At 23.1% G+C, this 23,469-nt stretch carries 20 protein-coding genes, 3 tRNA genes and 1 other RNA gene; 7 read left to right on the forward strand and 17 right to left on the reverse strand.

What is annotated here, in order from left to right; translation table 11 throughout:
* The first annotated feature begins 35 nt into the window (after positions 1-35).
* Entirely contained in the window at positions 36-1,418 is a 1,383-nt protein-coding gene (gene argH / locus AB4W56_RS00210; RefSeq protein WP_367675987.1) for an argininosuccinate lyase, read from the forward strand.
* Positions 1,419-1,662: 244 nt separating this feature from the next.
* Here argH and rpoD read toward each other — a convergent pair whose 3' ends face one another.
* The 3 genes from rpoD to rpsU form a co-directional block, all read right to left on the reverse strand.
* Positions 1,663-3,579, reverse strand: coding sequence for an RNA polymerase sigma factor RpoD (rpoD, locus tag AB4W56_RS00215; RefSeq protein ID WP_367675843.1), 1,917 nt, complete (start codon positions 3,577-3,579; stop codon positions 1,663-1,665).
* Positions 3,580-3,726: 147 nt separating this feature from the next.
* Complete coding sequence (dnaG, locus tag AB4W56_RS00220; protein ID WP_367675844.1) at positions 3,727-5,478, reverse strand: DNA primase; 1,752 nt, start codon at positions 5,476-5,478, stop codon at positions 3,727-3,729.
* A gap of 102 nt (positions 5,479-5,580) precedes the next feature.
* Positions 5,581-5,796, reverse strand: a complete 216-nt coding sequence (gene rpsU, locus AB4W56_RS00225; protein WP_367675845.1) for a 30S ribosomal protein S21 — start codon at positions 5,794-5,796, stop codon at positions 5,581-5,583.
* Between the two features lie 149 nt (positions 5,797-5,945).
* Between rpsU and tsaD the strand changes: the two genes are divergently transcribed.
* Complete coding sequence (gene tsaD, locus AB4W56_RS00230; RefSeq protein ID WP_367675846.1) at positions 5,946-6,956, forward strand: tRNA (adenosine(37)-N6)-threonylcarbamoyltransferase complex transferase subunit TsaD; 1,011 nt, start codon at positions 5,946-5,948, stop codon at positions 6,954-6,956.
* Between the two features lie 29 nt (positions 6,957-6,985).
* Here the strand turns inward: tsaD and ribB are convergent, their stop codons facing one another.
* From ribB to AB4W56_RS00260, 6 genes are all read right to left on the reverse strand, one after another.
* Positions 6,986-7,618: a 3,4-dihydroxy-2-butanone-4-phosphate synthase gene (ribB, locus tag AB4W56_RS00235; protein WP_367675847.1), complete on the reverse strand. Its 633-nt coding sequence runs from the start codon at positions 7,616-7,618 to the stop codon at positions 6,986-6,988.
* Positions 7,619-7,854: 236 nt separating this feature from the next.
* Complete coding sequence (gene crr / locus AB4W56_RS00240; protein WP_367675848.1) at positions 7,855-8,349, reverse strand: PTS glucose transporter subunit IIA; 495 nt, start codon at positions 8,347-8,349, stop codon at positions 7,855-7,857.
* A gap of 45 nt (positions 8,350-8,394) precedes the next feature.
* Positions 8,395-10,107 (reverse strand): phosphoenolpyruvate-protein phosphotransferase PtsI, encoded by a 1,713-nt coding sequence (gene ptsI / locus AB4W56_RS00245; protein WP_367675849.1) that lies wholly within the window; start codon positions 10,105-10,107, stop codon positions 8,395-8,397.
* A gap of 83 nt (positions 10,108-10,190) precedes the next feature.
* Positions 10,191-10,448: an HPr family phosphocarrier protein gene (locus tag AB4W56_RS00250; protein WP_367675850.1), complete on the reverse strand. Its 258-nt coding sequence runs from the start codon at positions 10,446-10,448 to the stop codon at positions 10,191-10,193.
* A gap of 836 nt (positions 10,449-11,284) precedes the next feature.
* Positions 11,285-11,357 (reverse strand) — tRNA-Lys (locus AB4W56_RS00255).
* A 33-nt stretch (positions 11,358-11,390) separates the two neighbouring features.
* A tRNA-Val gene (locus AB4W56_RS00260) sits at positions 11,391-11,463 on the reverse strand.
* A 149-nt stretch (positions 11,464-11,612) separates the two neighbouring features.
* Between AB4W56_RS00260 and gltX the strand changes: the two genes are divergently transcribed.
* Together gltX and AB4W56_RS00270 are read left to right on the forward strand one after the other, a co-directional pair.
* Positions 11,613-13,016, forward strand: a complete 1,404-nt coding sequence (gene gltX / locus AB4W56_RS00265; protein ID WP_367675851.1) for a glutamate--tRNA ligase — start codon at positions 11,613-11,615, stop codon at positions 13,014-13,016.
* A gap of 53 nt (positions 13,017-13,069) precedes the next feature.
* Positions 13,070-13,142: transfer RNA gene (locus tag AB4W56_RS00270), tRNA-Ala, on the forward strand.
* A gap of 63 nt (positions 13,143-13,205) precedes the next feature.
* Here AB4W56_RS00270 and rpmG read toward each other — a convergent pair.
* From rpmG to AB4W56_RS00300, 6 genes are all read right to left on the reverse strand, one after another.
* Positions 13,206-13,373 carry a 50S ribosomal protein L33 gene (rpmG, locus tag AB4W56_RS00275; RefSeq protein WP_367675852.1) on the reverse strand — a complete coding sequence of 56 codons (168 nt, stop codon included), beginning with the start codon at positions 13,371-13,373 and terminating at the stop codon, positions 13,206-13,208.
* A complete protein-coding gene (rpmB, locus tag AB4W56_RS00280) occupies positions 13,366-13,605 on the reverse strand; it encodes a 50S ribosomal protein L28 (RefSeq protein WP_367675853.1) in 240 nt (79 codons plus the stop codon). Before rpmB ends, rpmG begins: the two co-directional genes overlap by 8 nt.
* Before the next feature lie 80 nt (positions 13,606-13,685).
* The gene (gene ppa / locus AB4W56_RS00285; RefSeq protein WP_367675854.1) at positions 13,686-14,222 is read right to left on the reverse strand and encodes an inorganic diphosphatase; all 537 of its coding nucleotides are present in this window, start codon (positions 14,220-14,222) and stop codon (positions 13,686-13,688) included.
* Between the two features lie 685 nt (positions 14,223-14,907).
* An RNA gene (rnpB, locus tag AB4W56_RS00290) (RNase P RNA component class A) lies at positions 14,908-15,284 on the reverse strand.
* Between the two features lie 23 nt (positions 15,285-15,307).
* Positions 15,308-15,940, reverse strand: a complete 633-nt coding sequence (gene rsmI, locus AB4W56_RS00295; RefSeq protein ID WP_367675969.1) for a 16S rRNA (cytidine(1402)-2'-O)-methyltransferase — start codon at positions 15,938-15,940, stop codon at positions 15,308-15,310.
* Entirely contained in the window at positions 15,916-16,164 is a 249-nt protein-coding gene (locus AB4W56_RS00300) for an SAM-dependent methyltransferase (protein WP_367675855.1), read from the reverse strand. Before AB4W56_RS00300 ends, rsmI begins: the two co-directional genes overlap by 25 nt.
* A 593-nt stretch (positions 16,165-16,757) precedes the next feature.
* Here AB4W56_RS00300 and tal point away from each other — a divergent pair.
* The 3 genes from tal to dapE all read left to right on the forward strand — a co-directional run bounded on the left by tal (position 16,758) and on the right by dapE (position 20,989).
* Positions 16,758-17,708, forward strand: a complete 951-nt coding sequence (gene tal / locus AB4W56_RS00305) for a transaldolase (RefSeq protein WP_367675856.1) — start codon at positions 16,758-16,760, stop codon at positions 17,706-17,708.
* Positions 17,709-17,749: 41 nt separating this feature from the next.
* On the forward strand, positions 17,750-19,762 hold the full coding sequence (gene tkt, locus AB4W56_RS00310) for a transketolase (RefSeq protein WP_367675857.1): 2,013 nt from the start codon (positions 17,750-17,752) through the stop codon (positions 19,760-19,762).
* A gap of 96 nt (positions 19,763-19,858) precedes the next feature.
* On the forward strand, positions 19,859-20,989 hold the full coding sequence (gene dapE, locus AB4W56_RS00315; RefSeq protein ID WP_367675858.1) for a succinyl-diaminopimelate desuccinylase: 1,131 nt from the start codon (positions 19,859-19,861) through the stop codon (positions 20,987-20,989).
* 108 nt (positions 20,990-21,097) lie between these two features.
* Here the strand turns inward: dapE and dapA are convergent, their stop codons facing one another.
* Positions 21,098-21,979: a 4-hydroxy-tetrahydrodipicolinate synthase gene (dapA, locus tag AB4W56_RS00320; protein WP_367675859.1), complete on the reverse strand. Its 882-nt coding sequence runs from the start codon at positions 21,977-21,979 to the stop codon at positions 21,098-21,100.
* 280 nt (positions 21,980-22,259) lie between these two features.
* Positions 22,260-23,336, reverse strand: coding sequence for a chorismate synthase (gene aroC / locus AB4W56_RS00325; protein WP_367675860.1), 1,077 nt, complete (start codon positions 23,334-23,336; stop codon positions 22,260-22,262).
* Positions 23,337-23,469 lie beyond the last annotated feature (133 nt).

Genomic DNA, 23,469 nt, shown 5'->3' on the forward strand with positions numbered 1-23,469 from the left:
AAATTTTAAAGGTTGATATTATGGATGCTAATAAAATTACATTATGGGGAGGTAGATTTAATAAAAAATCTAATCAATTATTTCAAAAATTTAATAGTTCTTTACACATTGATTATCGTTTAGCTATACAAGATATTACAAGTTCTATTGCATGGTCTAAATCTTTAGAAACATGTAACGTTTTAACTAAAGAAGAACAATGTAAAATTGAAAATTCATTAAATATATTATTAATTCAGGTACGTCAAAATCCTAAAATTATGTTAGATAGTTATGAAGAAGATATACATAGTTGGGTAGAATCACAATTAGTACATATGTTAGGGAAGTTAGCTAAAAAATTACATACTGGTCGAAGTCGAAATGATCAAATTACAACAGATTTAAAATTATGGTGTAAATATACAATTAAAAAATTATTAAATAATCTAAAGAAACTACAATATGCATTATTAATGAAAGCTGATAAAACTGTAAATGATATTATGCCCGGGTATACTCATTTACAACGTGCACAGCCGATTACATTTTCATATTGGTGTTTAGCGTATCTTGAAATGTTTATACGAGATGAAAATAGATTAAAAGATACCTTAAAAAGAATAGATATTAGTCCATTAGGTTCAGGTGCATTATGTGGTACTACATGGCCAATAGATAGAAAACAATTAGCATCTTGGTTGGGTTTTTCTAAGATTACTAAAAATAGTTTAGATGCTGTATCTGATCGAGATTATGTTATTGAATTATTATCTAATGCTTCAATTAGTATGACTCACTTATCACGTTTTTCCGAAGATTTAATATTTTTTAATTCAGGAGAATCTAGTTTTATTGAATTATCTGATTCTATTACTTCTGGTTCTTCTTTGATGCCTCAAAAAAAAAATCCCGATGCATTAGAATTAATTCGTGGAAAATCTAGTCGAGTTTATGGTTTTTTAATTTCTATGTTAGTATTGTTAAAAGGATTGCCATTATCATATAATAAGGATATGCAAGAAGATAAAGAAAATTTATTCAATGGATTAGATATTTGGAAAAATTGTTTAAAAATGTCTACATTAGTTTTAAATTCTATTAAAATTAAACATGATATTTGTTTAGAGTCAGCAAAAAAAGGATATTCTAATGCTACTGAATTAGCAGATTATTTAGTTAAGAAAGGAATGTCGTTTCGAGAATCACATTATATTTCTGGAAAAATTGTCTTAGAAGCAATAAAATATGATTGTCCGATAGAAAATTTAAGTTTATCTACCTTAAAAGGTTATAGTATACTTTTTAATGAAGATATATACGATAAGTTAAGTTTATATTCTTGTATTAATAGTAGAAATTCTCAGGGAGGTGTTTCATTTTCTGAGGTACTAAAATCAATTAGTAAAATGAAAAAAAATATGTTTGGAATAGTATAAATTCAATTAATTTTTAATATTATTTAATAGTTTGATATTTTCGATATTATCTAAGATTTAAATATATAATATTTATTTATACAAATTGATAAAAATGTAATAAATAAAATTATATAATTACATTTTTATCAATCTTCATAATATATTACTTAAATTTTAAATAATATCGAAAAACAAAAAAAATAAATTTGTTTTAAATATTTTATTTACAATTTATATTACATTAAAATATTATTCTATTATATTAATCATCTAAGAAATGTTTTAATATTTCTGACCTACTAGGATGTCTTAATTTTCGTAAAGCTTTTGCTTCAATTTGACGTATTCTTTCTCTGGTAACATCAAATTGTTTTCCAACTTCTTCTAAGGTATGATCAGTATGCATATCAATTCCAAATCTCATTCTTAATACTTTTGCTTCTCGTGGAGTTAATCCAGACAAAATATTATATGTAGCTGTTCGTAAATTTTCAGATGTTGCAGAATCTAAAGGTAATTCTAAATTATTATCTTCTATAAAATCCCCTAAATATGAATCTTCATCATCTCCTATCGGAGTTTCCATAGATATTGGTTCTTTTGCTATTTTTAAAATTTTTCTGATTTTTTCTTCTGGAATAAACATTCGAACCGACAATTCTTCTGGTGTAGGTTCTCTCCCAATTTCTTGTAATATTTGTCTAGAAATACGATTTAATTTATTAATTGTTTCAATCATATGAACTGGAATCCGAATAGTTCTTGCTTGATCTGCAATAGATCTCGTAATGGCTTGTCTAATCCACCATGTTGCATAAGTGGAGAATTTATATCCTCTACGATATTCAAATTTATCTACTGCTTTCATTAATCCAATATTGCCTTCTTGTATTAAATCCAGGAATTGTAATCCTCGATTAGTGTATTTTTTAGCTATTGAAATTACTAATCTTAAATTTGCTTCTACCATTTCTTTTTTTGCTCTTTTTGATTTTGCTTCTCCTATTGACATTCTTTTATTAATATCTTTTATATGATTTATGGTTAGTCCTGTTTCTTGCTCTATATGTACTAATTTTTTTATCATTAGAAAAATAGCCTTCTTAACTTTTCTTAATTGTTTTAACCATAATTTATCAATTTTTTCAGCTTTATAAATCCAACGTTTACTCGTTTCATTTCCAATGAAAAGACTAATAAATGTTTTTTTAGGTATTTGACATTGTTCGATACATATTTTCATAATTAAACGTTCTTGTTTACGAACTCGTGTAATAATTTTACGAACATGATTAATAAGAAATTCAAATTGTTTAGGCACTAATTTAAATTCTTTAAATTTTGATGTTAATTTTTCAATTTCTATTATAGCTTTTTTATGATTTCTATTTTTTTTACGTATAATAGCATTTGTTTTATCAAATTGTATTTTAAGCTCTAAAAATTTTTGTTTTGCTAATTCTGGATCTATATTATACTCATTTTCATCATCTTCATGGATATCTTGAAGATTAATTGTTTTATTTGTTTTATGATTTTTAGATGTATATTCTGTATGTTTTTTTTTACTTGCTTGTCTTTTATTTTTATTACTTTTATTAATTACCTTCTTATCTTCATGAATATTATTGGAGGAATTGTTATATTTAATATTTATATTGTCATGATCTACAAATCCAGTGATTATATCAGATAATTTTATTTGACCAGTTTTGATACGATTATATTCTTTAAATAAATGCTCTATAGTTGCGGGATACTCAGAAATAGAAGATTGAATTTGATCAATTCCTTCTTCAATTCTTTTTGCTATTTTAATTTCACCTTCTCTGGTCAATAAATCTACTGTACCCATTTCACGCATGTACATACGCACAGGATCCGTTGTACGACCAAGTTCTATATCGTTAAATAGTATTACATCTTGTTCCTCTGATTCAACTATATTTGTATACGCATGAGTACTTTTATTTTTATTTTTTTTAGAATTACTACTTTCTTTTTTATCTTCTATTATTCGAATACCCATATCGCTAATCATTTGAATAATATTTTCCATTTGTTCAGATTGAATAATATTTTTAGGTAAATGACTATGAATTTCAGAATATGTAAGATATCCACGTTTTTTACCATGTGCAATAAGTATTTTAATTTTTAATTGAGGGTTTTGTTTCATGAGAAATAGTATCCATAATTCGTGTAAATAAGTTCAATGAACTATTTAATTAATTATAAAAATAATATAAGGTTTATGTATTTAAATATTTATAATATTTATAAATATTTCATGAAAATAATATAATATAAAAAATTTTTATATTTTTTAATTTTTTTTTGACAAAATTTTATTAATTTTCCATAACTTGTATTTTTCTTTTTTATTTAATCCTGTAACATGATCTTTATAAATTAATTTTTGGTATTTGTTTTCTAAATTAATATTATATATTTTATTAATTAAATCTAAAAAAACTTTTTTTATATTATTTTTACTGATCATATTATTCCAATATGCTAATTTATTGATAATATTAAAAATTATTTTTTGATCTCTATATAATTCAATTAATTGTCCTGTATTTAAATTTTTATATTTATTACATGTTTCAAATATTTTAATAAATAAAGACAATCCAGCTATGGTATTATATTTTATTTTTTTTATATTATCAGGAACAATATAAGAAAGTTTAGGATTTTGTATAATTAAACTTATTAAAATACGCATATTAGTTTTTTTAATTATTATATTATGATTTTTATTATCTAATGTTTTATTTGTATGAAATATTTTTTGTAATTGATTTTCATCGATAATATCTATTTTTAATCCTATTGCTCTACGAAAATATATTTTTGTTAATATACTTGGTATTTTATTAATTAATGGTCTTGATAAGTTTAATAATTTTATTTTACCATGTATAGAACATAAATTTACTTTTTTTATTAAAGTGTTTAAAAAAAAATCTAACATATGAATTGCTGTTTTAATACGTTTTTTAAAATTTATTCTTCCTTCTTTATGAATAATACTATCTGGATCTTCATTAATAGGTAAAAATATAAATTTTACACTATATCCATCATGTATAAATGGTAGCGTTTTTTTTAATGTTTTCCATGCCGCTATTTGACCAGCTATATCTCCATCATAACAATAAATAATTTTTTTAGTAATTTTAAAAAGAATTTGTATTTGTTGTGTTGTTGTTGATGTACCTAATGAAGATACTACATATTTTATATTAAATTGTGTTAGTGATATAACATCAAAATATCCTTCAACTACTAATAAATATTTTGGTTTTGGATATTTTTTTTGAGTCTCATAAATACCATATAATTGTTTTCCTTTATCAAATATTTCTGTTTTAGGGGAATTTATATATTTTGGAATTTTATCATCTAACGATCTTCCCCCAAATCCAATAATTCTTCCATATTTATCTTTAATTGGAAATATTATTCGACCTTGAAATCGATCATATGTATAACCTTGTTGTGATTGAATAAGAATACCACATAAAATCAAATTAGAAATGTAATCTTTATTATTTAAATTTTTATTCCTCAATAAATTTAATGTATTTTGAGAAAATCCAATATTAAAATAATCAATCATTTTTTTATTAATTTTTCTTTTTTTTAAGTATATTTGTATAGATGAATTTTTATCAGCTTTTATATTAGTTTGGTATATTTTCGATACTTCTTGTATACTTTTATATAATTGAAATTTTTTATTTATTTTTTTGTTATATTCATTACAATTGTTAATAGGTATTGTTAATCCATTAATATAAGCAAGCTCTTCAATACTTTCTGTAAATGTTAATTGATCATACTTCATTAAAAAATCAATAGCATTACCATGTATATTACAACCAAAACAATAAAAATACTGTTTTTCATGATTTATTGTAAATGATGGTTGCTTTTCACTATGAAAAGGACAAATAGCATTATAATTATTTCCGTATTGTTTTAATTTAATACGTGTACTAATTAAATCTATAATATTAGTTTGTTCTAATATGGTATTAATAAAATCTTTTGGTATAAAATAATTCATATATTATTTATATCATTTTAATTTAAACAGGTAATGATTGTTATTAATATTTTAATATAATTTAATTTATAATTATACATTATTTAAAATTATAAGATTAATTTAGTACATGCGTATTCGTTTTGCATTTTCTCGAGACAATTTTTTAGCAAGTCTTTTTATTGCAGATGCTTTTGCTCGTTTTCGCTCTGTAGTTGGTTTTTCATAAAATTCTCTTCTTCTCATTTCTGAAAGTATTCCAGCTTTTTCACAGGATCGTTTAAAACGTCTTAAAGCTACATCAAATGGTTCATTGTCACGAACTTTAATTACAGGCATATATTTTCCTTTAAAATAATTATTTTATTTTATATTATCTGAATTATCATAATATTTCAATCAATATAATTAATTATGTTATTAATTATATTATATTTATTATATCATTTTTAGAAATTTATTTAATTTCTAAAGTATGGATATAAAATATGCGTATATTAGGTATTGAAACATCATTTGACGATACTGGAGTTGCAATTTATGATAGTACATGTGGTTTATTAGTTAATGAATTATGTAGTCAATCTCATACACATACTGTAAAAGGTGGTGTTGTTCCAGAATTAGCATCTAGAGAACACATTAATACATTAGCATCATTAATTAAATATACTTTAAATAAAAAAAAAATATCTTTACATAATATAGATGGTATTGCATATACTGCAGGTCCAGGTTTACCTGGAACATTACTTGTTGGGGCTGCATTAAGTTGTGCTTTAGCATTTTCTTGTAATATTCCTACTATTCCAGTACATCATATGGAAGGACATTTATTATCTCCTATGATTGATGGTGATTCTATTCCATTTCCTTTTCTTGGTTTATTAATTTCAGGAAAACACACTCAATTAATTTATGCATATCAAATGAATAAATATAAATTATTAGGTGAAACTTTAGATGATGCTATAGGAGAAACTTTTGATAAAATCTCTAAATCATTACATTTAGGTTATCCTGGAGGATTAGCATTATCTAAATTTTCAAAAAATGGAATATCTCACAAATTTTTATTTCCCAAACTAATGCAATATCATAATAATTTAAATTTTAGTTTTTCAGGATTAAAAACTTTTACTTTAAATCTTATCAATAAAAATGCTAATAATATGCAATCTTTATATAATATTGCTCTTAGTTTTGAAGATACTATCATAAATACTTTAATATATAAATGTAAAATTGCACTTGAACAAACAGGTTTAAAAAGATTAGTTGTTTCTGGAGGAGTAAGTGCTAATCAAAAATTAATTAAAAAATTAGGTTTCATGATTCAAAAATATCATGGAGAATTATTTATTTCTAGACCAGATTTTTGTACAGATAATGCTGCTATGATTGCGTATGTTGGATTTATTTATTTTAAAAATAAATATTCTAAAATATTAGATATTTTTATTCATCCAAAATGGTTAATTAATAATATAAAAATTTAATTTTACAATAAAATAATTTATTTATATATTTATTGCTTTAAATGTAATGTTAAATCTTTTATAGTTAATATAGGAATATTATGTATTTTAGAGAATTTTATTATTTCAGTTATTCGTGACATACTACCATCTTTATTAGTTAATTCACAAATGACACTCATCGGTTTAAATCCAGCTAACATCATTAATTCAATAGATGCTTCTGTATGACCTGATCTAGATAATATTCCTTCCTTATGTGCACATAAAGGAAATACATGACCTGGTTTATTAAAATCAGATGATTTAGCTGTATTTGAAATAGATGTTTGAATTGTTTTTAATCGATCTTTTGCAGATACTCCAGTAGATACTCCATGTGATGCTTCAATACTAATTGTAAATCCTGTACTGTAGGTGCTAGTATTATTTTTGACCATCATAGGTAAATTTAATTTTTTTCTTTTTGCTTCTGTAATACATAAGCATACAATACCACTACCGTATCTAATCATTAAAGCCATTTGTTCGACAGTTATATGTTCACATGAAAAAACTAAATCTCCTTCATTCTCTCGATGTTCATCATCTGTTATTATGACTCCATTATGAGTTTTTAAAGAATGTATTGCAATTTGTATTCTTGTTTTATAATTTCCAAATTGTGATAATAAATAATTCATAAATATAAACCTAAGTATATAATATATTAAATATCTTGATTATGAATAATATCATATACATATTTTATCATAATATTATAATTATATTAATGATTTATTCAATATATAATATATTATTCTATAGAATATTTAGTTATGTTAATAGTATTAAAAATTTAAATATTTATTATATATTAAATAATTTTGATTATTAAACGGCACATAAAAGCACCGTTATGTTGGATAGTATATATTATTTATTTAATGATTTTCATAATTACTGTTTTTCCTGCAATTGCTTGACCTGAATATTTTTTTATTTTTTTAATTTGATTAACATTCGATATAATTATAGGTGTTAAAACCGATTTAGATTTTTTAGTTAAAAAATCTAAATCATATTCAATAATAGTATCTCCTACATTAACTTTTTGGTTTTCATTTGCAATTTTTTTAAATCCTTTTCCTTTCAGTAAAATAGTATCAATCCCAAAATGTACAAAAATTTCAATTTCATTTTTTGTAATAATTGAAAAAGCATGCATAGTTTTAAAAATAGTACCAATTGTACCTTCGACAGGTGCAACTATTTTATTTCCAGATGGTTGAATCGCTATTCCATCACCAACAATTTTTTTTGAGAATACTTCATCTGGAACTGTTGTAATACTCATTATTTTTCCTGATATTGGTGCAATAATATCAGTTTCTTGTGATGTTCTGTTTTGAAATAATTTATAAAATAAATTCACAATGTATCCTTAGTAATATATTATACAATTGTTTAGATATTATTTTTATGTCATGAAATTGTTAATTAATTTTGTTACATTTTGAATTGTGGATTGTTGTAATACTTTTTTTGCTAATTTTTTTGCATCATGTAATTTTACTTTTCGAATAATATTTTTAATTTTAGGAATAAATGCAGGATTCATACTAAATTCATCTAATCCCATACCTAATAATAAAATTGTAGCTTGTTCATTTCCTGCTAATTCTCCACACATACCTGTCCATTTTCCATATTGATGAGATACGTTAATAATTTTTTGAATTAAATATAGGACTGATGGACTAAATGGATTATAGAGTTTTGATATTACATCATTACCACGATCTACAGCTAAAGTATATTGTGTTAAATCATTTGTTCCAATACTAAAAAAATCAACCTCTTGAATTAAAAATTTAGCAATAATAGCAGCTGCTGGTGTTTCAATCATAATTCCTATTGGAATATTTGTATCAAATATTATTTTTTTTTGGTTAAGTTCTATTTTTATTTTTTGGATTTCTTTTTTTAAAGATTGAATTTCTTCTAAAGAAATAATCATAGGAAATAATATTCTTAATTTTCCAAATTGTGATGCTCTTAAAATAGCTTTTAATTGAGTATGTAAAATTTCTTTTTTATCTAAACTAATTCTAATAGCTCTCCAACCTAAAAAAGGATTTTCTTCTTTTGGAAAATTCATATATGGAATTTCTTTATCTCCACCAATATCCATAGTTCTTATTGTAACGGGTTTATTATGCATTTTTTGAGCTACTTCTTTATATGCTAGAAATTGTTCTTCTTCTGAAGGTAACTGTGATCGTTCCATAAATAAGAATTCTGTGCGATATAATCCAATAGATTTAGCACCATATTTTTTTGCGTTAGTTATATCATTTATATTTCCAATATTTGCGCTTATTTCAACTTCATGGTTATCTATAGTAATGGATGGTAAATTTCTTATTTTATTTAATTGTTTTTTTTGAAAATAATATTCTATTTGAATTTTTTGTATTTTTTTAATAGTTTCTTGATTTGGATTTATAATAATTTTGTTATTTATTCCATCAAGAATAATGAAATCGTTATTTTTGATTTGATTTGTACTATTGGTAGCACCGACTATAGCAGGAATTTCTAATGATCTAGCCATAATCGCAGTATGTGCGGTTGATCCACCTAGTTCTGTAATAAACCCAAGTATGTATTTAAAATTCATTTGCGCTATTTCAGAAGGTGTTAAATCACGTGCAATTAATATTACTTTTTCTTTAATTATTTTAAAATTCATTGTATGAATATTAAGTATATTTTTTAAAAGACGATTTCCAATATCTCTAATATCTATTATTCTATTTTTTAGATATTCATCTTTAATGTTATTTAAATTTTTAATTTGTTCAGAAATCATTAATTCTACAGCATTTTCAGCAGTATTAAGGTTTTCTGTGATGGATGAGATAATTTCTTTTTCTAATTCTTTATCTTCAAGTATCATAATATGACTTGTAAAGATATTTTCTTCTTGGTTTTTAAAAAAATTATTTGATTTATTTTTTATTTTTTCTAGTTGTTGTATTGTTTGATTTTTAGCATGATAGAATTTATTAATTTCTTTATGAATATTAATGGGAAGAATTTTTTTTTTATAAATAATAATGGGTTCTTCTTGCAATAAAAGTGCTTTTCCAAAAGCGATTCCCGGTGATGCTAAAATTCCTGAAATCATAATATTACCTTTTATTTATATATAAAAGTATTTTTACAGTTAAATAATTAATTTTATATAAAAGTTATACAAATTTTTATAATTTATTTTAGTTCTTTAATGGTTTTAGTTAAAGATTGAATTGCTTCTTTTTCATCTGTCCCTGAAGCCGATAAAATAATGATAGAATTTTCTATTAATCCTAATGTTTGTAATTTAAATAAACTTTTTGCATTAATAGTTTTTCCATTATATGTAATAGTAATTTCAGATATAAATTTTTGAGCAATACTTACAAATTGTGCTGATGGTCTAATATGGAATCCATTTTTTGTAGTAATTTTAATAGTTTTTTGAAGCATGTTAATCCTATTTAAGTAAAATGAAATTATTTTTTTTATAATTTAAATTAATATGTATAATTTTGTATATATTAAATTATATTTTTATTAGATAAAATTTGTTTGTATTTTTGTCTATTATTTATGCATAATAAATTGTAATTTTAAAATGTAAGTTATGATTTTATTTATTTCATATTTATAGTTATAAGTAGTATATTATAAAAAATTTTTATTTTATATAAAATATTTTTTCTGTTTTAATACTATTTATTATTTATAGTATATTTATTTTATACGTTATACATAATGTATAATAAATGTAGAATATACTTTAATATTGGAAGTATATCGTTTAATTACATAGTAATATATAATAATTATAAAATAGTTTATATTGTATTTATATTCATGGATTATATTGATAAGTTTGATTGTTGAACATGATAATAAGTATATTATAGATGTAAAATAAATTATTTTATTAATATAATTTTAAATATTTTATTTTTATTAGAAATGTATATATGTTTAAACAATAATATTATATAGTGCATTTATTTACAATTTATTATATCTTATATATTGATATGAATATTTTAAATATTATACATTATGGAACATTAAAATATGAAATGTATTAATATTTATATTATATAAATGTATGGTAAAATAGATAGTATGCAATAAAATAAATTTTATTTTTAAAGTATACTAGATTAATATTATTATAATGATTTTATGTATATATATTTATATATGATGATTTTTAATATATTTAAATTTAATAATAGCATAATAAGAGTCATATGATATATAGTGTATTTTATAATTACGTTTGAGATTTAATATATATGTGGGTCGTGCGGGATTCGAACCTGCGACCAATTGATTAAAAGTCAACTGCTCTACCGACTGAGCTAACGACCCTTTATTATGGTGAAATAAGGTGAGTTTATAAAATAGGTGATGACGGACTTGAACCGCCGACTTCCTCCGTGTAAAGGAGGCGCTCTACCAACTGAGCTAATCACCTTCTATTTTTATAGATATCTTATAAAACTGAAAGACAAATTACATTCTATCGATCAAAAAAAAAATAGTCAATCTTTTTTTTATAAAATATTTATTTTTAAATTTAAAAATTTAAAACATTTTAATTAAAAATATAATACAAGGAAATATATGGAAATTCGAACTCGATTTGCTCCTAGTTCTACTGGATATTTACATATTGGAAGTATGCGTACAGCGCTTTATTCATGGCTTTTTGCTAAACGTTTTAATGGAACTTTTATTCTTAGAATTGAAGATACTGATATAAAAAGGTCAAATCCTTTATTTGTAAAAAATATTTTGAAAACATTAAAATGGTTAGGTATTGATTGGGATGAAGGCCCATATTTTCAAAGTAAACGGTTATTTTTATATAAAAAGAATATTAATAAAATGTTAAAAATAGGTGCTGCATATAAATGTTATTGTTCTATGAATAGACTTAAAAAAATTCGATTACTGCAAATATTAAAAGGTGAAAAACCTAGATATGATCAAAAATGTAGAAATATGTTTTCAAATAAATATATTAATAATGATTATGTTGTACGGTTTAAAAACCCTAATCATGGAACAGTAATGTTTCATGATCAGATAAGAGGTAAAATTATATTTAATAATATAGAATTAGATGATTTAATTATTCAACGTCAAAATGGTATGCCAACATACAATTTTTGTGCAATAATTGATGATTTAGATATGAATATTACTCATGTTATTCGAGGAGAAGATCATATTAATAATACGCCAAGACAAATTAATATTTTAAAATCTTTAAATGCAAAGATTCCTACTTATGCTCATGTTTCTATGGTAGTTGATAATAATAAAAATAATCTTTCTAAAAGAAAGAATTCTTCTAGTATTTTAGCATATAAAAAAGAAGGATTTTTAAAAGAATCAATTTTAAATTATTTATTAAAATTAGGTTGGTCTTATGGTAATAAAGAATTTTTTTACTTAGAAGAAATGAAAAAATTATTTTCTTTACAAACAATTAATAAATCTTCTAGTACTTTAAATATTAAAAAACTTTTATGGTTTAATTATCATTATCTTAATACTTTACCAATTAATAATGATTTAATAAATTATTTTAAGAAGCATTTATATAAATCAAAAATATTTTGTGAAGATGAAGTAAAATTAAAGAGAATAATAGAAATTTTTAGGAAACGATGTAAAACATTAAAAGAAATAGTTTTAAAATCTCAATTTTTTTTTTATGATATAAAATACATTGATAAAAAATTAATAAATAAATATTTATTTATTAATTATAAATCAATATTTACAGTAATTTATAATAAATTATTTGATATGAAATATTGGAATGATAAGAATATTATGATATTAATTAAAACAATATCTTTACAATTTCAGTTATCTATTCAGCAAATATGTATGCCATTACGTATATTTATGACTGGAACAAACAACTCACCCAGTATCAGTATAATTATGGATATTATTGGTAAAAAAGAATCTTTAAAAAGAATAAAAAAATTACTGTATTATTCTGATAAATAATAGATTACTGATATGAATTATTGATATTTTATATTTATTATATTGAAGATTAAGGGGCTATATTTTAATTTGGTAGAATATTTGTATGGCATATAAAAGGTAGCGGTTCAAATCCGCTTAGCTCCAATTTTATGATGTATGATAAATTAAGATTATTAATAAAATTTTTAATTTATAATATAATAATATTCACTTAATTTTTATTTCTTTATATAAAACATGTTTTCGTATGATAGGATCATATTTTTTTAATGTTATTTTTTCTGGTTTAGAACGTTTATTTTTTGTAGTAGTATAAAAGTGTTTAGTTCCCGAAGAAGATATAAGTTTAATTGTTTCTCTTGTAGTTTTAGACATTATTTATCCTTTTTTTATGCAATATTTTTAGTACTGTTTCAATTCCTTTTTTATCAATAATTCTCATTCCTTGTATAGATACTCGTAATCTAATAAATTTTTTCTTACTAGGTATCCAAAATCGATGATATTGTAAATTCGGGGAAAATTTCTTTTTAGTTGCATTCATTGCATGTGATCTATTATTTCCAAACATTGGTTTTTTTTGTGTTATACTGCATTTTTTAGACATTGTTATCCTTGTTTAATTTGAATATATTTATGAGTTATATCATTATGAAGTATATATAATTTTATATTAGACTGACAGAATTAAGTTTTATTTTTTAAAGCATTTTTTATCGAAAACATAATTTCTTTTTTAGCGGATTCTATATTTTCTAGTCCAATAATTTTTATCCATTTTTCATTTTCTAAATCTTTATAATGTTCAAAAAAATGAATAATTTTTTTTTTTGTAATATTAGATAAATCATGAATATCTACTATATCATTATAATCTTTACAAATATCTTCATGTGGTACAGCAATAATCTTAGAATCTTCCCCTGATTCATCAATCATTTTTAATATTCCAATTGGTCTACATTTAATAACACATTTTGGTTGTAAAGAATATGTAATGGGTATTAAAACATCTAATGGATCGCCATCATTAGATAATGTATGGTTAATATATCCATAGTTACATGGGTAAACCATAGAAGTAGGTATAAACCGATCTACATATAATACTTCTGATTTTTTTTTAATTTCGTATTTTATTGAATGTGAATTAAGAGGTATTTCAATAATTACATAAATATCGTTTGGGATATTATTTCCAGATGGAACATATTTTAAATTCATATTATTTTCTATAATCTTACTAATTATATGAACAGATATATTAAATTCATTAAATATTTTAATGATATTTACTTATCCTATTATAAAGGTATAATATCATTAAATAACAAAAAATACTATCAATAAATATTTAAGACATAAGATATATAAATATGATTTAAAATAATTTTGAAATGTATCATTTTTAAGTAGTAGTGTTTTTACATCTAAAATTTATTGTACATAATATATATAATTAAATGTTTTATAATTTATATATGGAAAAGTTGAATCTATAATAATTATATAATAACAGTATGATATATATGATTATTTCATAAACTAAAAGTATTTTTTATAAAGTGTAATAAATATTATATATTCTATTTTAAATTGTTATAAAATAAATTTTAATGTAATGATTTTAAACAATATTAGTAATAGTTTATTACTTTACTTAATATTTAAATATTTTATAGAATAGTTTGTTTGATTTTCAATAGTTAGATAAAATAAAATGAAAATATTAAATTTAAATATTTTTTATTTTAGATATTTTAGATATTTTAGATATTTATAGATATACATATAATTAATTTTCTAGATTTAAAAATATAATGTTATAATTTATTAAAAATATAAATAGATTATAAATAATTATTCAATTTACAATATTTTATCTATAAAAATTTAATCAATACATTTTACATAAAGTTGATCGATAAGCCGGGTTCTGTATAAAACAGTCATTTATCTAGACCAAAAAATTACTTTATGGTTCAAGCGGTTTACCCAGATTTTATAATACGAGCCGTATTTTTATCCTATTCAACCTTACTCCAGGCGGAGTTTGCAATGCCATATTTATTACTAAGATATGCGGTGTGCTCTTAACACTCCTTTTCACCCTTACTTTTTTATTTTATTTATTATCAAAATAAATAATATATTTAAAGCGGTATTTTTTCTGTTGCACTGGTCGTAAGTATTTATACTTCCCAGAAATTATCTGGCGCCTTGCTCTATGGAGCCCGGACTTTCCTCTGTTTAATTTTATTAATCAGCGACTGTTTGATCAACTTTATTTATTAATAATAATATATTTTTTATTTTTTGTCATTCTTAATTTTATTAATAACATATTTATACAAGTTATTTTTATTTATTTTATGTATGGATGCAGTTAATTGTACTGATTGTTTCATTGGTAATTTAGTAGTTAATATTGATAATGTATTTAATACATGTGAAGAAAATGGATGAATATTTTTTTTTGTGTAACCTTGTAGTATGATTATTATTTCTCCTTTTTGTCTTAATTTATTTTTTTTTAACCACAATAATATATCTGTAGATTTACCATATTTAATTGTTTCCCATTTTTTTGTTATTTCTTTGATAAGAGTAATATTTTTATTAATTCCTAAAATTTTAACAATATCTTTGATACTTTGTAAAATACGATGACATGATTCATATAATATTGTAGTTCTAGTTTCTGTTTTTAATGTTTTTAGAAAATTTATTTTTATTGTTTTTTTTTTAGGTAAAAAACCTTCATAACAAAATTGATTACTTGGTAATCCTGATACACTTAATGCTGTAATAGCTGAACATGCTCCTGGAAGTGGTATAATTCGAATATTTTTTTTATGACATTGTTTAACTAATTGGTATCCAGGATCATTAATAATTGGTGTTCCCGCATTTGATACTAAAGCAATGTTTTTTTTTTTAATATAATAATAATTTTTTTAGTTTTTTCTTTTTCATTGTATTTACAAAATGATATCATAGAAGTATGAATGTTAAATGTTTTTAATAAAAATTTTGTATTTCTAGTATCTTCTGAAGCTATTAAATCTACATATTTTAAAGTATTAATTGCTCTAATAGTAATATCTTCTAAATTACCAATTGGAGTGGGAACGATATAAAGTGTTCCTGTATATTTATTTTTCATTGTATTATTTAATGATGTTATGTTAGTATTTAATAATATACATGTATATTATTAAGATATATTTTATTTTTAGATATTGTAATTATAATTTAAATAAAATATTGAATTTTATCTATTTGAACTATATGATACTAAATTGTAATATATTATATTAATAAAATAATTAATTATTTTTTATATTTAGTATCGTAAAAATTTTTAGTAAGTATGAACTGCTCATTGATAAATGATATTTCTATTTTTTATATTGATATATTATTAAAAATATTTATTTTAATTTGATAATATGTTATAACTGTAAATATAGTATGATTTATAATGAAGTTTATAATTTTATTACAAAGATATAAGACATCATTTTGTATATTTATATTATTATCTATAATATTTATTTTTAGTTATTATTAATTAAATATATTTTATAATTTTTAAGATGCGTATGATATTGTTAAATGTTTATAGGTATAGAATATTTATAGTTATGTAAATATTTTATATTTTATTAATTTTATATACGGTGTTAAAAAGATTTTAGTTGATATATTATGAATATTCATTAATATATTAAAAAAGATTATTATATAGGATAAAAAATGAATCAATTATCACAATTAAAACAATTTACAACAGTTGTTGCAGATAGCGGGAATATTAATATGATTCGTAAATATAAACCGAAAAATGCAACAACAAATCCATCTTTAATTTTACAAATCATTGATTTACCAGATTATAAAAAATTAATTATTGATTCTATTATATATGCAAAAAAAAAGGGAGGTTCTAGAAAAGAAAAAATTATTAATGCTAGTGATAAAGTATTAGTAAATATTGGTAAAGAAATTTTAAATTATATTCCCGGAACAGTTTCTAGTGAAATTGATGCTAGGTTATCGTTTAATCAGGATCTTTGTATTCAAAAAGCGCATAAAATTATTAATATGTATGAAGCAGAAGGTATTGATCGTTCAAAAGTATTAATTAAATTAGCTTCTACTTGGGAATGTGTTCAAGCAGCAAAAGAATTAAAAAAAAATAATATTAATTGTAATTTAACTTTATTATTTTCTCTTGCTCAAGCTAAAATATGTGCAGAATCTGAAGTATTTTTAATTTCTCCTTTTGTTGGTAGAATTTATGATTGGTATTATGAACGTCAATATTTTAAAAAATGTAATGTTAATGATGATCCTGGGGTGTTATCACTAAAAAAAATATATTCATATTATAAACAATATAATTATCAAACTATTATTATGGGTGCTAGCTTTCGTAATGTGCAACAAATTTTAGCTTTATCAGGTTGTGATTATTTAACTATTTCTCCTATATTTTTAGAAGAGTTACAAAATTCAACTGAAATAGTAAATAGAAATTTATTTCCAACAGAATGTATTTTAGAAAAACCTATTCCTTTAAGTGAATCCGATTTTAGATTACAGCATAATCAAGATTTAATGGCTGTAGAAAAATTATCACATGGAATTAATCAGTTTAGTCAAGATCAAGAAAAATTAGAAAAGATATTAGATTCTATGATATAAAAACATTTACTTATTTTTTTTATTATTAAAGGAGTTTTAATATGTGTTCACGTAAAAAATTAGCCAATGCTGTACGAATGTTAAGTATAGATGCTATACAAAGAGCAAAATCTGGACATCCAGGGGCGCCAATGGGTATGGCAGATATAATTGAAGTATTATGGAGAAGTTTTTTAAAACATAATCCTTGTAATCCTTATTGGGATAATCGTGATCGATTTATTTTATCTAATGGGCATGCATCAATGTTATTATATAGTGTATTACATTTAACAGGTTATGATATATCTATAGATGATATAAAAGATTTTAGACAATTATATTCTAAAACTCCTGGTCATCCAGAAGTTGAATGTACTCCTGGGGTTGAAATTACAACTGGTCCATTAGGTCAAGGACTAGCTTCAGCGGTTGGAATGGCTATTGCTGAACGGGTACTTTCAGCTTATTTTAATCGTTTAAATTATGATATTGTAGATCATTATACTTGGGTATTTGTAGGTGATGGATGTTTAATGGAAGGAATTTCACATGAAGTATGTTCATTAGCTGGTTCTTTACAATTAGGAAAATTAATTGTATTTTATGATAATAATGGTATTTCTATTGATGGTAATGTATGTAATTGGTATAATGATAATACTGCTCAACGATTTTTAGCATATAATTGGCATGTAGTTGATTCAATAGATGGTCATGATGCAAATGATATTTTTAAAGCTATTCAACTTGCTCAAAAAGTTTCTGATAAACCATCTATAATTATTTGTAATACAATTATTGGTTTTGGATCACCTAATAAATCAGGTACATCTGATGTTCATGGTTCTCCTTTAGGGGAAGAAGAAATTAATTTATCTCGAGAAGCATTACATTGGAAATATCCACCTTTTTATATTCCTGATAATATTTATAAAAAATGGGATGCTCGAGATATGGGGAAAAAATTAGAAAAAGAATGGAATACATTATTTTCTAAATATCAAATAGATCATCCTGATTTATCAAGAGAATACATAAGACGTATGTCTGGTATATTACCGATTAATTGGTCTACTCAAATAAATAAGTTAATTGAAAAAAGTAAAAATAGTAATTTTAATATAGCTACACGTCAATCATCTCAACATGTATTAGAATTTTTAGGGACATTATTACCAGAATTATTAGGTGGATCAGCAGATTTAGCACCTAGTAATTTAACGAAATGGTCAGGTTCTTGTTCTATTAAAGATAATAAATCTGGAAATTATATTCATTATGGGGTTCGTGAATTTGGAATGACTGCTATTGGTAATGGCATATCACAACATGGAGGTTTTATTCCTTATACAGCAACATTTTTAGTATTTTCAGATTATGCAAAAAATGCTATACGTATGTCTGCATTAATGAAAACAAGACATATTTTAATATATACTCATGATTCTATTGGTTTAGGAGAAGATGGTCCAACTCATCAACCTATTGAACAATTATCTCATTTAAGATCTATACCAAATATGAGTGTTTGGAGACCTAGTGATACTTTAGAGACAGTTATTGCTTGGAAACATGCTATAGAAAGATATAAAGGCCCAACGGCTTTAATATTATCACGTCAAAATTTATATCAATTACAACGCACATCTAATCAGATAAAAGATATATCTAGAGGTGGGTATATACTAAAAGATTCTAAAGAAACAATTGATATAATTTTAATATCTACTGGATCTGAATTAAAATTAACAATGTTAGTTGCAAATCAAATTACACGAATGGGATATGGTGTTCGAGTAGTATCTATGCCATCTATTGATATTTTCGAAAATCAAGAAAATGCGTATCAAGAATTAGTATTACCTCGTTCAGTACGATGTCGTGTTGCTATAGAAGCAGGAAAATCTGATTGTTGGTATAAATATGTTGGATTACATGGTCTTGTTATAGGAATAGATAGTTTTGGAGAATCTGCTCCATCTGACAAGTTATTTAATATGTTTGGTTTTACAGTAGATCATATAGTTAAAAAATCCAAAAATTTATTGAATAGTATGTTAAAAATAATTTAATTCAAAAATTATAACTTTAGTCTTTCAAAATTATTTGAAGATAATTATAATTTTGTAGATTAGTAAATTTATTGTGATTTCAATGAGAATAAAAATATGAATTGTTGCCCTATTCTTAATTTAGCAAAACAATTAATTTCTGTTCCTTCTATCAGTCCTTTAGATTTAGGTTGTCAAAATATCATTGCTAATAGATTATCTAAAATTGGCTTTAACATTTCATTTTTAAAAAATAAAAAAACAGATAATTTATGGGCTTATCGTGGGAATGGAATTACATTATCTTTTGCAGGACATACTGATGTTGTACCGCCTGGTAATGAAAAATTATGGTATTGTGCTCCTTTTTTACCTACTGTAAAAAATGGATATTTATTTGGTCGGGGTGCATCAGATATGAAGGGATCAATAGCTGCTATGGTAATAGCAGCAGAAAGATTTGTTGCTTGCTTTCCTCATCATTCTGGAAGATTATCATTTTTAATTACATCTGATGAAGAATCTAGCGCTACAAATGGTACAATACGTATTATAGAATATTTAAAATTAATACATGAACATATTAATTTTTGTATTATAGGTGAACCTACAAGTAATAAAATTCTTGGTGATATGATTAAACCTGGAAGAAGAGGTTCGTTAAATTTAGATTTATTTATTTATGGATTGCAAGGTCATATAGCGTATCCTGAATTAGCAAAGAATGCGATACATCATGCTGCACCTTTTTTAAAATCTCTTACTGAATATCAATGGAGTAATGGTAATAAAGATTTTTTACCTACTAGTATGCAAATTTCTAATATACATTCTGGATTAGGTCGTGATAATATAATTCCAGAAGAATTACACATTCAGTTAAATTTTCGATTTGGAACAGATATTTCAATTCAAGATATTCAAAATAAATTAAAACAATTATTGTCAATGTATAATATAAAATATACGTTGAAATGGAGATTATCTGGTAAACCGTTTTTAACTAAATCCTCTCATTTAATTAAATTAGTTATGAATTCTATTAAGAAATTTAATAATGTTCATACAAAGTTATCAACTTCAGGAGGAACATCTGATGGTCGTTTTATTACAGATATTGCTTTTGAATTAATTGAATTAGGATTACTAAATAATACTATTCATGCAGTGAATGAATGTGTAAAAATACAAGATTTACAAATACTCAGTTCTATTTATGAAGATATTATGAGAAAAATATTAGTTTAGAAAATTATTTATATTTATATTCAGAGTATCAAATATGATACTCTGCTAAAATTAATAATATTGCATTTAAATACATGGATGATTAATATATTTAAATATATAATAATTTTAATGTATCATATTTGCTTTTTTTAAAGCTAAATATAACATATTTTTATTAGTATCAGATAAAGAGGTTAATGGTAATCTTAAATAATTATTCTGGATCATTCCTAACTTCCATGCAGCCCATTTAATAGGTATAGGATTAGGTTCTAAAAATAAAGATTCATGTATTAGCATTAATTTTTTATTAATTATTCTAGCATTTATAAAATCTTTTTTTAATGCTAAAGAACACATATTAGACATATCTTTTGCAGCTATATTAGCTGTAACAGAAATTACACCTTGACCTCCAAGTTGTATAAAATCTAAAGCAGTTGCATCATCACCGCTAATTAAGAGAAAATTCTTACTTACATATTGTTTAATTTTGTGTATTCTTGAAAGATCTCCAGTAGCTTCTTTAATTCCTATAATATTTTGGAGTTTTGATAATTTAATTACTGTTTCTGGTAGCATATCACAACCAGTTCGACTAGGTACATTATATAAAATTTGTGGAATATTTGTACTTTCTGAAATTGCTTTAAAATGTTGATATAATCCTTTTTGTGTGGGTTTATTATAATATGGTACTACGGTTAAACAACCACCAATTCCTGAATTTTCAAATTTTTTTGTTAATGTAATTGCTTCTGATGTTGAATTAGCACCTGTTCCAGCTATGACTGGTATTTTCCCTTCTGATAATTCTAATGTGAGTAATACTGTATTAATATGTTCTTTTTGATTAAGAGTAGCTGATTCTCCGGTTGTTCCAACAGAAACAATAGCTGTTGTTTTATTTTTAATATGATATTGAATAAGGTTTTTTAAACTATTTTTACAAATATGACCTTCTTTATTCATAGGTGTAATTAATGCAACAATACTGCCTTTAAACATTTTAATCTCCTAAAAAAATTGATTTTATATCTTTAAATTCATATAGAATCAATTTTTTAGTTTTTAATATTATTAAAAACTATCTAAATATAATATTTTTATATTATTTACTTACATGTTATGTTTATAAAATTATTATATTAATAAGTTGTTATTATTTAAAATATATTAAATTTTCATATTATTTTATAATAAAATTGTGAATTATTTAAATATAAAAATTTTTTTTTAATAAAAATTCTAGTTTATTAATGAGTTATTCAATATGTTTTTTATAAATTTAATATGTTTTTAATTTTCCACATTGTGCTTGAAAACGTAATATATGATCCATTAAAATAATTGATACCATTGCTTCTGCTATAGGTACTGCCCTAATACCTAAGCAAGGGTCATGACGTCCTTTAACTTGAATAGTTGTTTCTGTTTTTTTATCGTTTGTAATTGTATTAATTGGTATATTGATACTGGAAGTTGGTTTTATTGCAATTCTTGCAATAATATTTTCTCCAGTACTAATACCACCAAGTATACCTCCTGCATGATTACTTTTAAAACCTTGCAAATACATTTCATCACGACTTTCGCTACCTAATTGTTGTATTACAGAAAATCCATCACCTATTTCTACTCCTTTTACTGCATTAATACTCATTAGAGCATGCGCTAAATCTGCATCAAGTCTATCAAAAACTGGTTCACCTAACCCTATAGGAATATTTTCTGATATTATTGTAACTGAAGAACCGATAGAATTACCAGTTTTTTTTAAATATTTAATTTTTTGTTTTAAATGGTCTATATCATGTATATTAGGACAAAAGAATGGATTTTTATTAACTTGATCCCATGATTGAAATTGGCATATAATAGATCCTAATTGTGATAAATACCCTTGAATATTTATGTTATATGTATCTTTTAAATATTTTTTAGCAATGGCTCCAGCCGCTACTCTCATTACTGTTTCTCGAGCAGAAGATCGTCCACCTCCTCGATAATCTCGTATGCCATATTTCATTTGATATGTATAATCAGCATGACCTGGACGGAATATATTTTTAATATTATTATAATCTTGTGATCTTTGATCAGTATTTTTAACAGTTAAACCTATACTAGTTCCAGTTGTTACACCTTCAAAAATTCCAGATAGAATTTTTATTTTATCTGGTTCTCGTCTTTGTGTTGTATATTGTGAAGAACCTGGTTTTCTACGATCTAATTCTTTTTGTATGTCTTGGTGATTTATTTTAATTCCTGGTGGCATTCCATCAATAATACAACCTAATTTTAATCCATGTGATTCACCAAATGTATGAACACGAAAAATTTTTCCAATTGTGTTACCAGCCATATTTCCTCTTATAATAATTACGTTAAAATAAAATTATATACTTAATTTTAAAATAAGTATTGGACATTTTTAGAATATGATTTAATATTATAAGACTATTATTTTATAGAATTCAAGAATAAATATTATTTTG

This window comes from Buchnera aphidicola (Phyllaphis fagi) (assembly GCF_964058955.1).
In the GTDB taxonomy this organism is placed as follows: Bacteria; Pseudomonadota; Gammaproteobacteria; order Enterobacterales; family Enterobacteriaceae; genus Buchnera_L; species Buchnera_L aphidicola_AI.